Annotated in this window: 13 protein-coding genes; 11 read left to right on the plus strand and 2 right to left on the minus strand. The window is 46.0% G+C overall.

The features are described from left to right. The first annotated feature begins 104 nt into the window (after positions 1 to 104). The 7 genes from ATB78_RS05670 (at position 105) to ATB78_RS05700 (ending at position 8,992) form a co-directional block, all read left to right on the plus strand. Entirely contained in the window at positions 105 to 3,356 is a 3,252-nt protein-coding gene (locus ATB78_RS05670) for a DNA translocase FtsK (protein ID WP_061008063.1), read from the plus strand. 61 nt (positions 3,357 to 3,417) lie between these two features. Then, complete coding sequence (lolA, locus tag ATB78_RS05675; RefSeq protein WP_009705737.1) at positions 3,418 to 4,044, plus strand: outer membrane lipoprotein chaperone LolA; 627 nt, start codon at positions 3,418 to 3,420, stop codon at positions 4,042 to 4,044. Further along, entirely contained in the window at positions 4,045 to 5,400 is a 1,356-nt protein-coding gene (locus ATB78_RS05680; RefSeq protein ID WP_276278020.1) for a replication-associated recombination protein A, read from the plus strand. A gap of 91 nt (positions 5,401 to 5,491) precedes the next feature. Further along, positions 5,492 to 6,799 (plus strand): serine--tRNA ligase, encoded by a 1,308-nt coding sequence (gene serS / locus ATB78_RS05685; protein ID WP_005437179.1) that lies wholly within the window; start codon positions 5,492 to 5,494, stop codon positions 6,797 to 6,799. A 203-nt stretch (positions 6,800 to 7,002) separates the two neighbouring features. Then, complete coding sequence (locus ATB78_RS05690) at positions 7,003 to 7,875, plus strand: hypothetical protein (protein WP_081096567.1); 873 nt, start codon at positions 7,003 to 7,005, stop codon at positions 7,873 to 7,875. Further along, positions 7,872 to 8,585, plus strand: a complete 714-nt coding sequence (locus ATB78_RS05695) for a hypothetical protein (RefSeq protein WP_061008064.1) — start codon at positions 7,872 to 7,874, stop codon at positions 8,583 to 8,585. Before ATB78_RS05690 ends, ATB78_RS05695 begins: the two co-directional genes overlap by 4 nt. A gap of 140 nt (positions 8,586 to 8,725) precedes the next feature. After that, positions 8,726 to 8,992 (plus strand): DksA/TraR family C4-type zinc finger protein, encoded by a 267-nt coding sequence (locus tag ATB78_RS05700; protein ID WP_005437185.1) that lies wholly within the window; start codon positions 8,726 to 8,728, stop codon positions 8,990 to 8,992. Between the two features lie 69 nt (positions 8,993 to 9,061). On the opposite strand, the gene bioA is transcribed toward ATB78_RS05700, so the two are convergent. Continuing rightward, positions 9,062 to 10,342 carry an adenosylmethionine--8-amino-7-oxononanoate transaminase gene (gene bioA, locus ATB78_RS05705; RefSeq protein WP_061008065.1) on the minus strand — a complete coding sequence of 427 codons (1,281 nt, stop codon included), beginning with the start codon at positions 10,340 to 10,342 and terminating at the stop codon, positions 9,062 to 9,064. 130 nt (positions 10,343 to 10,472) lie between these two features. On the opposite strand from bioA, the gene bioB reads away from it, so the two are divergent. From bioB to bioD, 4 genes are read left to right on the plus strand one after another with little or no spacing between them, the layout of a single operon-like run. Next, positions 10,473 to 11,525 carry a biotin synthase BioB gene (gene bioB, locus ATB78_RS05710; RefSeq protein WP_061008066.1) on the plus strand — a complete coding sequence of 351 codons (1,053 nt, stop codon included), beginning with the start codon at positions 10,473 to 10,475 and terminating at the stop codon, positions 11,523 to 11,525. Continuing rightward, on the plus strand, positions 11,512 to 12,663 hold the full coding sequence (gene bioF, locus ATB78_RS05715; protein WP_061008067.1) for an 8-amino-7-oxononanoate synthase: 1,152 nt from the start codon (positions 11,512 to 11,514) through the stop codon (positions 12,661 to 12,663). Before bioB ends, bioF begins: the two co-directional genes overlap by 14 nt. Next, the gene (gene bioC, locus ATB78_RS05720) at positions 12,663 to 13,469 is read left to right on the plus strand and encodes a malonyl-ACP O-methyltransferase BioC (RefSeq protein ID WP_061008068.1); all 807 of its coding nucleotides are present in this window, start codon (positions 12,663 to 12,665) and stop codon (positions 13,467 to 13,469) included. Before bioF ends, bioC begins: the two co-directional genes overlap by 1 nt. After that, on the plus strand, positions 13,466 to 14,149 hold the full coding sequence (gene bioD, locus ATB78_RS05725) for a dethiobiotin synthase (protein ID WP_009698190.1): 684 nt from the start codon (positions 13,466 to 13,468) through the stop codon (positions 14,147 to 14,149). Before bioC ends, bioD begins: the two co-directional genes overlap by 4 nt. 91 nt (positions 14,150 to 14,240) lie before the next feature. On the opposite strand, the gene ATB78_RS29340 is transcribed toward bioD, so the two are convergent. Next, positions 14,241 to 14,408, minus strand: coding sequence for a hypothetical protein (locus tag ATB78_RS29340; RefSeq protein WP_005450789.1), 168 nt, complete (start codon positions 14,406 to 14,408; stop codon positions 14,241 to 14,243). Positions 14,409 to 14,574: the final 166 nt, after the last annotated feature.

Below are 14,574 nucleotides of genomic sequence, written 5' to 3' on the forward strand. Positions count from 1 at the left end.
TTGGGTTTTTCTCTTTGATATGGTTAAATCAATTTACCGAGCGGCTTTGTGCCGCTCGGAATGTTTTGCTTATTCCTAATTCATTTCCATATTCAAGTTGATTTATGTTCAAAGAGAACGCAAAGAAAGTCGAAACCATCATCAAAACCAGTGAAGAGCCTCAGTCTTCGCGATTAAATGGCTTCCAACGCTTAAAAGAGTGCTGCTTTATCGTTGGCGTTCTTAGCTCGATATTGCTAGCCGTTGCATTATTTACCTTTAGTCCAGCCGATCCGTCTTGGTCCCAAACTGCTTGGGGCGGTGAGATCGATAACGCTGGTGGCCTGTTCGGCGCTTGGTTAGCCGACACGTTATTCTTTACCTTTGGTTCCCTCGCGTATCCATTACCCTTCCTGTTAACCGCAGGTGCATGGGTGATTTGCCGCAAGCGTTCTGAAGACGACCCTATCGACCTTATGTTGTGGGGCACTCGTCTACTTGGTTTAGTTATCCTTATTCTTACCAGTTGTGGTCTTGCTGATATCAACTTTGACGACATTTGGTATTTCTCGTCTGGTGGCGTTGTTGGTGACGTACTGACGAGCTTGTCTCTGCCTACATTAAATGTGTTGGGCACAACGCTTGTACTTCTTTTCCTATGGGGTGCTGGCTTCACACTATTTACTGGTATTTCTTGGCTTAACATTGTTGAGTGGTTGGGTGATCGTGCACTTGGCGTTGTTGCAGCGTTAACAAATAAAGCACGTGGTACCGAGCATGAAACTCTAGAGCCGCAGTTAGACGAGTTTGCTGAAGATCGAGTAATGAGCAAACGTGGTTCAGATGACATGGAAGACGAGTCTATGCCTCATCTTACTGCTTATGATGTCGAAGAGCCGAAACAAGAAACACCAACACACGAATACCCAATCTACATGCCACAATCGGCAGTAGAACAATCGACTTCAGATAAACCGAGACAGCAGCAAGCAGCGCAAGCTAACGTTCAGCCAATGCCGCAGCCTGCAGTTGTAAATGCCGCGCCCGTGCAGCCTCAAATCCAGTCTCAGGTTCAAGATCAAGCTAAAACTGTTGAGCCAGTGCGTGCGGTGAGCACAGATAATGTGGATCCATTCGTTGAACGTACTAAACAACTAAATGTAACGATTGAAGAGCTAGAAGCGGCGGCACAACAAGCTGACGATTGGGCAGATGAAGAACCACAGGTTCAAGAAGCGCAAGTTGCACCTGTTCAAACTCAGCCTGAAGTTCCACAGTCTGTTTCTCAGGAATTTGCTCCACAGCAAGCCGAGCATCAACAAGCGCCACAAGAACCGTTTGTGACACCTGAACCAGCCGTCTCTGAACCGTTCGATAACGCACCAAGCTACGATGAGTATGCTCAGTTTGAAGCAGAGCAGGCTCAACAAGCCCAAGTTGCACAAGAACCAGCGCCAGTTCACGCGCCAATCGAACAACCAACCACAGAGCAACCTTCACATGAAGAACCTGTGATTAGCTCTTCTGCTTTGGATAACATTGCTGAACACACAGAGCCAAGCCAACACATCGAACCGACAATTTCGAACTTCGATGTACTGGATGACGAAGATGATTACCCGGTGCAGCAGCCAGCTCAACAAGCTCAACCGGCTTATGCTGAGCCGCAGCAACAAGCGATTCAGCAACAAGAGCCAGTTCAGCAATCGCCTGCTCCTTCCGCTACCTTTGAACCTGCACCTCAAGAAGTCGAGGTAGAAGAAGTTCAAGACGGCGATCAAGATGTGGCTGCATTCCAAAACTTGGTATCGAACGCTCAAGCGAAAGTGGCTGCTCAGCAGAACCCATTCTTGGTGCAGCAAGAACAAAACTTGCCAGTACCAGCAGAACCACTACCAACGCTAGAATTGCTTTACCACCCAGAGAAGCGCGATAACTTTATCGATCGTGATGCTCTGGAAGAGGTGGCTCGTTTAGTTGAAACCAAACTTGCGGATTACAAGATCAAAGCAGACGTAGTCGGTATTTACCCAGGCCCTGTTATCACTCGATTTGAGCTTGATTTGGCGCCGGGCGTTAAAGTAAGCCGCATTTCTGGCTTGTCTATGGACTTGGCCCGCGCACTTTCTGCAATGGCGGTACGTGTTGTAGAAGTGATTCCGGGCAAACCTTATGTTGGTCTAGAGCTGCCTAACATGAGCCGCCAGACGGTATTCTTGTCTGATGTAATCAGTAGCCCTCAGTTTGAACAAGCAACGTCACCAACGACCGTTGTTCTTGGTCAAGATATCGCGGGTGAAGCGGTGATTGCAGATATCGCGAAAATGCCTCACGTACTGGTAGCGGGTACAACTGGTTCTGGTAAGTCAGTAGGTGTGAACGTGATGATCTTGAGTATGCTTTACAAAGCATCGCCAGAAGATCTGCGTTTCATCATGATCGACCCGAAAATGTTGGAGCTTTCAATCTACGAAGGTATTCCTCATCTACTTTCTGAAGTAGTAACGGACATGAAGGACGCGTCTAACGCACTACGTTGGTGTGTGGGCGAGATGGAACGTCGTTACAAACTGATGTCGGCATTGGGCGTACGTAACGTGAAAGGCTTCAACGAGAAGCTTAAGATGGCCGCAGACGCAGGTCACCCAATTCACGACCCATTCTGGCAAGAAGGCGACAGCATGGACACAGAGCCGCCGTTGCTAGAGAAACTGCCTTACATCGTTGTGGTTGTCGATGAATTTGCCGACCTGATGATGGTGGTAGGTAAGAAGGTTGAAGAACTGATTGCTCGCCTGGCGCAAAAAGCACGTGCGGCAGGTATTCACTTGATCCTTGCGACACAGCGTCCATCGGTTGACGTTATTACCGGTCTGATTAAAGCGAACATCCCAACACGTGTGGCGTTCACCGTATCAACTAAGACCGACTCACGTACTATCCTTGACCAAGGCGGTGCCGAATCGCTATTGGGTATGGGTGACATGCTTTACTTACCACCAGGCTCAAGCCATACGACCCGTGTTCACGGTGCGTTTGCATCGGATGATGACGTTCACGCGGTTGTGAACAACTGGAAAGCTCGTGGTAAGCCAAACTACATCGATGAGATCATCAGCGGTGATCAAGGTCCAGAAAGTCTGCTTCCGGGTGAACAGATGGAATCGGATGAAGAAGTGGATCCATTGTTCGATCAAGTTGTAGAGCACGTAGTGCAATCGCGTCGTGGTTCTGTTTCTGGTGTACAGCGTCGATTCAAGATTGGTTACAACCGAGCGGCTCGTATTGTCGAGCAGCTTGAAGCGCAAGGCATCGTAAGTGCTCCGGGCCATAATGGTAACCGTGAAGTACTGGCTCCTGCGCCACCAAAAGATTAATGAACTTGTGTTACTCACCTCAGTCCAACTGAGGTGAGTGGTTCTAACAATAGGTATCTGAATGAAAAAACTATTTTCAGCGAAACTTTTCTCTGCGCTTGTTTTAAGCTTTTCTCTCTTCTCTACTGCACACGCCGCGTCTCCCAAAGATGAACTAAACAAACGCCTTTCTATGAATGATGGCTTCAGTGCGGATTTCTCTCAGCAAGTTATCAGCCCAGAAGGCGAAACGGTGATGGAAGGAGAAGGCACGGTTGAAATCGCTCGCCCAAGCCTGTTCCGTTGGAGCACAACATTCCCAGATGAAAACCTTCTGGTTTCTGACGGTAAAACATTGTGGTACTACAGCCCATTCATCGAGCAAGTGAGTATCTACTGGCAAGAGCAAGCAACAGAGCAAACGCCATTTGTTTTGTTAACGCGTAATCGCGCAAGTGATTGGGATAACTACAAGATTTCCCAAAAAGGTGATGAGTTCATCCTCATTCCTACTGCAGTAGACTCCACACAAGGTCAATTCCAGATTAATATTGATGCTAAAGGTGTGGTGAAAGGCTTCAATGTGGTTGAACAAGACGGTCAAAAAGGGTTGTTCACCTTTAATAACGTGAAGCTGGGTAAACCAAAAGCAGACAGATTCACATTCACAATTCCAAAAGGTGTGGAAGTGGATGACCAAAGGAATTAATTGGTAGTGAGTAATTACACATTAGATTTCTCGGGGGACGAAGATTTTCGTCCCCTTGCTGCTCGTATGAGACCGGAAACGATCGAACAATACATCGGACAGCAACACATTTTAGGTCCCGGTAAGCCACTGCGCCGTGCGCTAGAGGCGGGTCACATTCACTCGATGATCCTTTGGGGACCACCAGGCACAGGCAAAACGACATTAGCAGAAGTGGCTGCAAACTATGCCAATGCTGAAGTTGAGCGCGTGTCTGCCGTGACGTCTGGTGTGAAAGAAATCCGTGCAGCAATTGAGAAAGCACGTGAGAACAAAATGGCGGGTCGCCGCACCATCTTATTTGTGGATGAGGTACATCGCTTCAACAAATCTCAACAAGACGCGTTTTTACCGCATATCGAAGATGGCACCGTTACCTTTATTGGTGCGACGACAGAAAACCCATCGTTTGAGTTAAACAACGCATTGCTGTCACGTGCGCGTGTGTACAAGCTTACATCTCTCGACAAAGATGAAATCTCACTGGCGTTGAATCAAGCCATTAGCGATAAAGAACGTGGGTTGGGGAATACGCCTGCACACTTCGCTGATAACGTATTAGACCGCCTAGCAGAACTGGTCAACGGTGATGCTCGTATGTCTCTCAATTATCTTGAGCTCCTCTACGATATGGCAGAAGACAATGCGCAAGGTGAAAAAGAGATCACGCTTAAGTTGCTTGCGGAAGTAGCCGGGGAGAAGATCTCTCGCTTCGATAACAAAGGCGATATCTGGTACGACTTAATCTCTGCGGTCCACAAGTCGATTCGTGGCTCAAACCCGGATGCAGCGCTGTATTGGTCTGCGCGTATGATTGCCGCGGGTTGTGACCCTTTGTATATTGCTCGACGCTTATTGGCGATCGCTTCTGAAGATGTAGGTAATGCTGACCCTCGCGCAATGCAAGTGGCACTGTCTGCTTGGGATTGCTTTACCCGAGTTGGTCCAGCAGAAGGTGAACGTGCGATTGCACAGGCGATCGTGTACTTAGCGTGTGCGCCGAAAAGTAATGCTGTTTACGTGGCATGGAAACAAGCGCTCACAGACGCTCATAACTTACCTGAATATGAAGTGCCGCATCACCTTCGAAATGCACCAACCAGTTTGATGAAAGACATGGGTTACGGTGCAGAGTATCGTTATGCTCACGATGAGCCTGGCGCTTACGCTGCGGGTGAGCAATATTTGCCACCTGAAATGGGCGATCGTAGGTACTATCAGCCGACAAATCGTGGTCTAGAGACCAAAATCGGCGAAAAGTTAGATTACTTGGCTACTTTAGATGCAAATAGCCCACAAAAGCGCTATGAAAAGTAGGCGTTTTTGGATACATTTGTTCAGTAAATTTTTTTAACGCGTACGCTTGGAAAGTGCGCGTGATTTCACAACAAAAAGCATAGGATTAACAATGCTGGATTCTAAATTACTTCGTACAGAGCTGGATGAAACAGCTGCTAAACTGGCGCGTCGTGGCTTTAAGCTAGACGTAGATACTATTCGTAAACTTGAAGAACAACGTAAGTCCATTCAAGTAGAAGTAGAAAATTTACAATCCACGCGTAACTCCATCTCCAAGCAAATCGGCCAAAAAATGGCGGCTGGCGACAAAGAAGGCGCAGAAGAAATCAAGAAACAAATCGGTACTCTAGGTAGCGATCTTGATGCGAAGAAAGTTGAACTTGAGCAAGTAATGGCTCAACTAGACGAATTCACGCTTTCTGTACCAAACATCCCAGCAGATGAAGTGCCAGATGGCAAAGATGAAAACGACAACGTTGAAATCTCTCGTTGGGGTGAGCCAAAATCTTACGACTTCGAACTGAAAGATCACGTTGACCTAGGCGAAATGGGTGACGGTCTAGACTTCGCAAGTGCTGTTAAGATCACAGGCGCACGTTTCATCGTGATGAAAGGCCAATTTGCTCGTCTACACCGCGCAATCGCTCAGTTCATGCTGGATCTTCACACTGAAGAGCACGGCTACACAGAAATGTACGTACCTTACCTAGTAAACTCTGACAGCCTATTCGGTACTGGTCAGCTTCCTAAGTTCGGTAAAGATCTTTTCCACACTGAGCCGCTAGTAGAAAAAGTAAACGACGAAGAGCCACGTAAACTGTCTCTAATCCCTACTGCAGAAGTGCCTGTAACGAACCTAGTTCGTGACACAATTTCTGACGAAGCGGATCTACCAATTAAGATGACAGCTCACACGCCATGTTTCCGTTCAGAAGCAGGTTCTTACGGTCGTGATACTCGTGGTTTGATTCGTATGCACCAGTTCGACAAAGTTGAGCTAGTACAAATCACTAAGCCAGAAGATTCAATGAACGCACTAGAAGAGCTAACAGGTCACGCTGAGAAAGTTCTACAACTTCTAGAGCTTCCTTACCGTAAAGTGGTTCTATGTACAGGTGACATGGGCTTCGGCGCTCGTAAGACTTACGACCTAGAAGTTTGGGTTCCTGCTCAAGAAACTTACCGTGAAATCTCTTCATGTTCTAACATGTGGGACTTCCAGGCTCGTCGTATGCAAGCGCGTTTCCGTCGTAAAGGCGAGAAGAAACCTGAGCTTGTACACACGCTAAACGGTTCTGGTCTAGCTGTAGGTCGTACAATGGTTGCTATCCTAGAAAACAACCAAGAAGCAGACGGCCGCATTGCAATCCCTACAGTACTTCAGAAGTACATGGCAGGCGCAACGCACATCGGTTAATTCATTAACCACTAGAACACCAAAACCCAGCCTCAGTGCTGGGTTTTTTGTTATCTGCGTCGAGCGAAAATACGTTGTTATGTAAATATAGGATGAGGTATTGCATAGTTAGCCTAAATTATTAAAACCACTCCCTAATGATATTTTTCTAAGCTTCATTGAGCATGACAAGCTCCTCCAAAAATTAAAGAGGAGGAACGTTCATGGCTTCGATAAGAATAAGCGGCTCTGTTGGCTTGGGTGGTAAAAATGTGGATGCTGATATTCGAACGGTACAAAGGTCTATTAACCAATTGCTTGGTTCTTTAAAGGGAGTAAAGGAACTTAAAGTGGATGGGAAACTAGGCTCAAGACCGGAAAACTCCGAGACTGTCGCCGCAATTAAAGCTTTTCAGAAAAGCCTTGTTGGGATGGTTCGTCCAGATGGAAGGATAGATGTGAATGGAAGAAGCCATCGTAAGCTGATGCAAGGTATCACGGTTTTGAGTGCGAAGAAGGCTGTGCCTGTCTCAACCTCCCTCAAAATGAAGCTCAAGGCTAAATTAGAGCAATATGAGGGAAGAGTCGAGCATATGTATTTGGATACCAGAGGCTATCTCACTGTTGGGGTAGGTAGTATGTTAAGCGACGTTACCGCAGCAACAAAGCTCCCATTTGTTCACAATTCTACAAATGAACCGGCTACTTACGAGCAAATCAAAGAAGAGTTTTTGCGTGTTAAGGCCCGGCCTTTTGGAGAGTCAGAGCCAGCTTCAAGGTTTAAGCCTTTTACAGCCCTCAAATTAACTGAAAGCGTGATGAACGAGCAAGTAGCACATCACATACAGTCTTTCGAAAAAGAGCTTAAGGTTATCTATGGAGATGAAGCGTTTACATCTTATCCGGACAACGTAAAGCTAGCGCTTTTTGACATGATATTTAATTTAGGTATGCCAAAACTTAAAGATACTTATCCCAAGTTTAATGGGCATATTCGAAACGGAAATTATCAGCAAGCGGCCCTCGAGTCGAAAAGAAATGGTGTACAAGCAGAAAGAAATGCTTATGTAGCAAACTTATTAAGGTCTCATCAATGAAATCACTCTTCCTTGTACTAGGTTTATCTTCTTCTAGCTTATTCGCAAACCTAATTTCGATAGAGCCCTTCTATAGCCCTTACAATAACTCTGATCGTTTTTTTGTCGAAAAAGTGACCTTTTTAACTCAGGATAATGTCAGAGCAGGTTATGGAGCAGAGTGGTATTTTGAGTTCCCACTTAAGTCCGCATCTGGAGAAGTCTCAGTAGCTAGAAGTTGTGCAGAACTCGAGCTGAAAAGCCAAAAAAACTTTAGCGCTAAAATAGACTCAGAGCATTCTGCGTTACTGGCAACAAAAGTCTTATGTGAATCTTGGAAAGTGATGGGCTCTCTTAAACCATCTAATACTTCTTACATATCAGAAAACATCATTAGTGAGAGTCTTCCGGATATATCTCCATCAGAGTTGAGTTTTATCATCTCTGATGAACAATTGAGAAAATCAAAAGAAGCACATCGATGGGCTGATATGGATAAAATCACTAGTTTTGAGCGATTGAATGACTTTCAGGCTGTATTTTACGATAACTCCGATGGCTACCAAAAAGTTACTCTTCTTGCGACCGGGGACTACAATGATGATGGTTTGGAAGATGTAATACTGTTAAAGGAAAATAGTGTGTTAAGCGGAAGCTATGGTTCTACTCACGGGTATGTTCTTTCAAGGCTTCAGGAGAATGAGTCATACCAACTAATTAAAGAATGGTAATTGGTTTTAGGTTATCTATTTTTACCAAAACGTAATAGTGTTTTCGAATTTACCCTAATTATCTTGTTATTTGTAATCGATATAATCATCCACCTTACCACGGTAAGTAGATTTTCTCATTCAAGTAACGAGGAGGGCTTATGGCCGTAGGGTGGGCAAACGACGATAGCGTCAGCCAACAAATTCAAAACACAATAGACGACGAGATTTCCCGTGTTCGTGGCAGTATCACAAAGGGTGAGAGCGCCCATTACTGCGATGAGTGTGGTGATGAGATTCCAGAAGCGCGTCGTCTTGCTATGAAAGGCGTTCGTTTATGTATCGAATGTCAGTCAACAATCGAATTGGTATCTCAACGCCAAGCATTGTTCAATCGACGAGCGAGTAAAGACAGTCAACTTCGATAGCTTTACTGTTCTAATAAATAAAGAGACGGTTTGAGTCTCATACTCAAACCGTTTTCGTATTGAATTGAACTATGAAGCGAAGCAGTCTCTACGTTGCAACGCCGCATCAATCGCGTTAACTAGCTTCTCAATATCTTCCGGCTTGCTGATGAACGGCGGCATCATATAAATCAGTTTGCCAAATGGACGAATCCACACTCCGTGTTCAACAAACAAGGCTTGGATGGTTTCCATATTCACAGGGCGATGCGTCTCCACTACGCCAATAGCACCCAACCAACGGGTGTTTTTCACCAAGTCGTTTTCTTCAAGTTTTGGAAGTAACTCAGAAAACAGCGTTTCAATTTGTTGGGTTTGTTGCTTCCAATCACCTTGCTCTATCAATTCCAAACTTGCAGTAGCTACAGCACAAGCGAGTGGATTCCCCATAAAGGTTGGACCGTGCATAAAACAGCCAGCATCACCACCACAAACGGTGTCTGCTACGTGTTTGCTCGCGAGGGTCGCAGAGAGGGTCATGTAGCCGCCAGTAAGTGCTTTCCCGACACACAGAATGTCTGGTTGAATATCTGCATGCTCGCAGGCAAACAATTTACCTGTGCGTCCAAAACCGGTAGCGATCTCATCTGCAATCAATAACAAACCGTATTTGTCGCAAAGTCTACGCACGCCTTTGAGAAATTCTGGATGGTAGATACGCATGCCACCTGCGCCTTGAACGATAGGCTCAAGGATCACCGCAGCAAGTTCTTTATGGTGAGTCTCAATCTTGTGCTCGAAGTCGGTAAGGTCTTCTGGCTTCCATTCATCCCAATAACCACAAGTTGGTGACTCCGCAAAGATATGCTCAGGCAAAAAGCCTTTGTAGAGAGAGTGCATTGAGTTATCAGGATCGGTAACCGACATGGCTGCAAACGTATCGCCGTGATAACCGTGTCGCAAAGTAAGAAACTTCGGTCGGCGTTCGCCTTTTGCATGCCAATATTGCAGTGCCATTTTTAAGCTGACTTCTACGGCAACGGAGCCTGAATCGGCAAGGAATACATGTTCAAGATTACTTGGGGCTAGGGATAGCAACTTTTTACACAAACTGATTGCTGGCTGGTGGGTAACCCCGCCAAACATCACGTGAGAGACCTGATCGATTTGCTTGTGCGCGGCTTGATTTAAGTGCGGATGGTTGTAGCCGTGGATCGTCGACCACCAAGAAGACATGCCATCGACAAGCTCAGTATCATCTTCCAGTTTAATGTGAACACCATTTGCCGATGCCACTGGGTAGCAGGTCAGAGGTGTCAATGTAGAAGTGTAAGGATGCCAGATATGCTGGCGGTCGAAGGCGAGATCCATGTGCGATTCCAATAGTAATTGAGATTAAAAAATAAACAGGTGTAAACTTTGTTCTTTTGTGTTGTGTTGACAGTTTATCGAGACTCAGTAGACTGTCAACACAACAACAAAAGTGACTAAAGGAATACACGTGGAAGTTCGTCATAACTGGACGCATGCTGAAGTGCGCGATCTCATGGAAAAACCATTCATGGATCTCCTATTCGAAGCGCAGCTTGTACATCGTCAATATCAACAAACCAACCATGTTCAAGTAAGCACGCTTCTGTCGATTAAGACAGGTGCTTGTCCAGAAGATTGTAAGTACTGTCCTCAGAGTGCTCGTTACACCACAGACATCGAGAAAGAGCGTCTGATGGAAATAGAACGCGTACTCGATGCTGCGCAAAAAGCCAAAAATGCTGGTTCTACTCGATTCTGTATGGGGGCAGCATGGAAAAACCCGAAAGAGCGTGACATGCCGCATTTGACCGACATGATCAAAGGTGTGAAGGGAATGGGTTTAGAAACGTGTATGACATTAGGCATGTTGACGCCAGATCAAGCAAAACAATTGGCAACCGCAGGTCTGGATTACTACAACCACAACCTAGATACTTCTCCTGAATTTTACGGCAACATCATTACCACACGTACTTATCAAGACCGCTTAGATACTTTGTCTCATGTTCGTGATGCTGGCATGAAGATCTGTTCCGGTGGCATCATCGGCATGGGTGAAAGTGCCAATGACCGAGCGGGCTTGTTGGTTGAGTTGGCGAACTTACCGGTACACCCTGAAAGCGTTCCAATCAATATGCTCGTGAAGGTAAAGGGCACACCGTTGGAAGAAGTGGATGATGTTGAGCCATTCGATTTCATTCGCCTGATTGCGATTGCACGAATCATGATGCCTCAATCAGCCGTTCGTTTATCCGCTGGCCGTGAAAACATGAACGAACAAATGCAAGCGCTGTGTTTTATGGCGGGTGCAAACTCCGTCTTCTATGGCTGTAAACTCCTGACCACGCCAAATCCTTCTGAAGACAAAGACATGATGCTGTTCAATAAGCTCGGCATTAACAGCCAAGAGGTGTCTCAAAAACCTGATGAAATCGAAGAAAATGAGCTACTCGATCGCGTCGTAGAGCGTGTTGCTGCTCGTCCGACAAAAGACGACCTTTTCTACGATGCTAGCGTTTAAATCTCGTATCGAGTCCGCCCTTGCTGAGCGTAAAACGCAAGGGTTGAATCGTTCTATGAATGTGGTGTTTGCCGGTAACCAGTCCGTTTTGGAACACGAAGGTAGACGCTACATTAATTTCTCAAGTAATGATTATTTGGGATTGGCTAATGACCAAGCGCTTGTTCGGGCTTGGCAGCAAGGTTTAAGCGTATATGGTAGTGGCAGTGGAGCATCACCGATGGTGACTGGCTTTAGTGCCGCGCACGGCAATTTAGAAGCCGCACTGACCGAATGGCTGGGTTACGACAGAGCAATCCTGTTTGGTTCTGGATTCAGTGCCAATCAAGCCTTGTTGTTCACCTTGTTAGAAAAATCAGACGTATTGATCCAAGACCGTTTGAATCATGCTTCATTGATGGAAGCGGGGGCGTTGTCACCAGCTAAGATGAAGCGCTTCAAACACAATGACATCGAGCACCTAAAGTCGCTGATTAATAGCGAAGACAACCATCTAGTTGTGACTGAAGGGGTGTTCAGCATGGACGGTGATTGTGCGCCGCTTAGCGATATAGCTGAAGTTACTCGCAGTCATGATGCTTGGTTTGCTGTCGATGATGCTCATGGTATTGGCGTTCTTGGTCGATCCGGTGGTGGTTCTTGCGAGTTGGCAACCGTTAAACCCGAGATACTGATCGTTACTTTCGGCAAAGCGTTTGGAATGTCTGGCGCGGCTATTTTATGCGACCACGCAACGGGAGACTTTTTGACTCAGTTTGCTCGTCACCATGTGTATTCCACAGCGATGCCTCCGGCACAAGCCTATGCGCTAACGCATGCGGTTTCTATCGTTCAAGAGCAGTTTTGGCGACGTGAAAAGCTTTCAGAGCTTAGTGAAGTGTATCGAGACTGCCTCAGCGATCTGGAGGGCTTTGTTGAGACTCAAACTTCGATTAAGCCGTTTGTGATTGGTGAATCTGAACTGGCTTTGCAGGTTGCGAGCGCTTGTCGCCAAAATGGTATTTGGGTTACCGCTATTCGACCTCCGACGGTGCCCAAAGGGACGTCTCGCCTTCGAATCACACTCACCGCCAATCACACCAACGAACAAGTTAAAACGCTTTCAATGGCATTGAAGCAAGCATTAGGAGCGCTGTAATGGATAATGCAGAAAATATGACATTGGAGAGCTTTTACCAAGACAAAGAAGCGATTGCCTCTTCGTTTGGTAAAGCAGCAGAAACGTACGACAAACACGCAGCTTTTCAGCGTGATGTTGGACATCGCTTGCTTGATAAACTTCCTGAAAATTTGACGGGAAAACGTATATTGGATTTAGGGTGTGGCACGGGTTACTTCTCCCAACTGCTTCAACAACGTGGCGCGGAAGTTGTCTGCGGCGATATCTCTCAAGCCATGTTAGACAAAGCAGAGTTGCGTTGTGGTGCAGTGCGAATGCATTACCAAATTGCTGATGCTGAAAACTTACCATTTGACGATGAGAGCTTTGATTACGTGTTTACAAGCTTAGCGCTGCAATGGTGTACAGATTTGAGTTACCCACTCAGAGAAGCGCGCCGTGTACTAAAAACTGGTGGAAAGGCGTGTTTCTCAACGCTGGTTGATGGTTCGCTTTATGAGTTACGTGAGGCTTGGTCAAAAATTGATACATATCAACACGTGAATAACTTTATTACCCACAATCAGGTAAAAATTGCGTTAGCGCAATCTTGGTGCCACAACCATCATCTAGACTTGACCCCCATCACAGTTTGGTACGATTCAGCGTTTTCTGTCATGCGTGATCTCAAAGGCATTGGTGCAAATCACGTAAGCGGGCGCTCACATGGCCTGACGAGCCGTCGCACTTTATTGCAAGTTGAGCGCGCGTACCAAGCATTTAGAAACGATCAAGGTCTTCTACCTGCAAGTTATCAGGTTTGTTTTGGAGTCATAGTTAAATGATTGATGCATTTTTTATTGCTGGTACGGATACTGATGTAGGAAAAACGGTAGCGTCTAAAGCTATTTTGCAAGCACTCGGTGCGAAAGGGCTTAACACCATTGGTTACAAACCAGTGGCAGCAGGAAGCGATAAGACGGCGGAAGGTTGGCGCAACTCGGATGCATTGCATCTGCAAAAAGCGGCAACGCTGGATATCGCGTACGACGATGTAAACCCATACGCTTTGGAATTGCCTGCTTCTCCTCACATCGCCGCAAAGCATGAACATGTAGAAATTAAATACGAAGTATTGAGTGAAAAATTAGCTCAACACAAAGAGCAATCAGACATTGTTTTAGTGGAAGGTGCTGGTGGCTGGCGCGTGCCTGTGTCTGACACAGACAGCTTGTCGACTTGGGTGCAACAAGAACAGTTGCCAGTTGTACTGGTTGTCGGTATTAAACTGGGCTGTTTGAGCCATGCATTGCTCACTGCTGAGATCATCAAAGCGGATGGTCTGAATCTCGTAGGTTGGGTGGCAAACCGCGTTAACCCAGGCACGGAGCACTATGCAGAAATCATCGATATGTTGGAAGAGCGTTTAGACGCGCCGAAACTCGGTGAGATCCCATACATTCCAAGTGCGAAGCGCAAAGAGTTGGGTAAATACATCAACGTCGAACCGTTGCTAAACGTATAATTAACCGACAAAAAAATACAAAAAGGGCTGCATCATGCAGCCCTTTTCTCATGTAAACCTTTGTGTCTTATCGTAAGATTCGACGCTTAGTTTATTTCTCTTGGCTAAGCCCCATCAACGCTTGTTGTGTTTCTGCAACACGCTTTGACATTTGAGCATCAGTTGAAATACCTAGCTGTTGTTTTGCCTCATCCTCTGAGATACCTAGGTGACAACAAAGTAAATCGATAGCCATTTGATAGTCGTTAGTTTCTACCATGATTTTTCCCTCAAGACATGGAAGTTTGGAGCTGCTTAATTGTCCTAAAAGCTAACCCCGTTTCGTTCATCTAACCCGAATCTAGCACGTACAGATAGTCGCACAATAAGACCAAAGTCTATACTCGGTCTAAAGTGCTGATTTAAGAGTGTAAAAAGGTGTGTAT

It is taken from the genome of Vibrio sp. CUB2, assembly GCF_001557945.1.
GTDB lineage: Bacteria > Pseudomonadota > Gammaproteobacteria > Enterobacterales > Vibrionaceae > Vibrio > Vibrio owensii.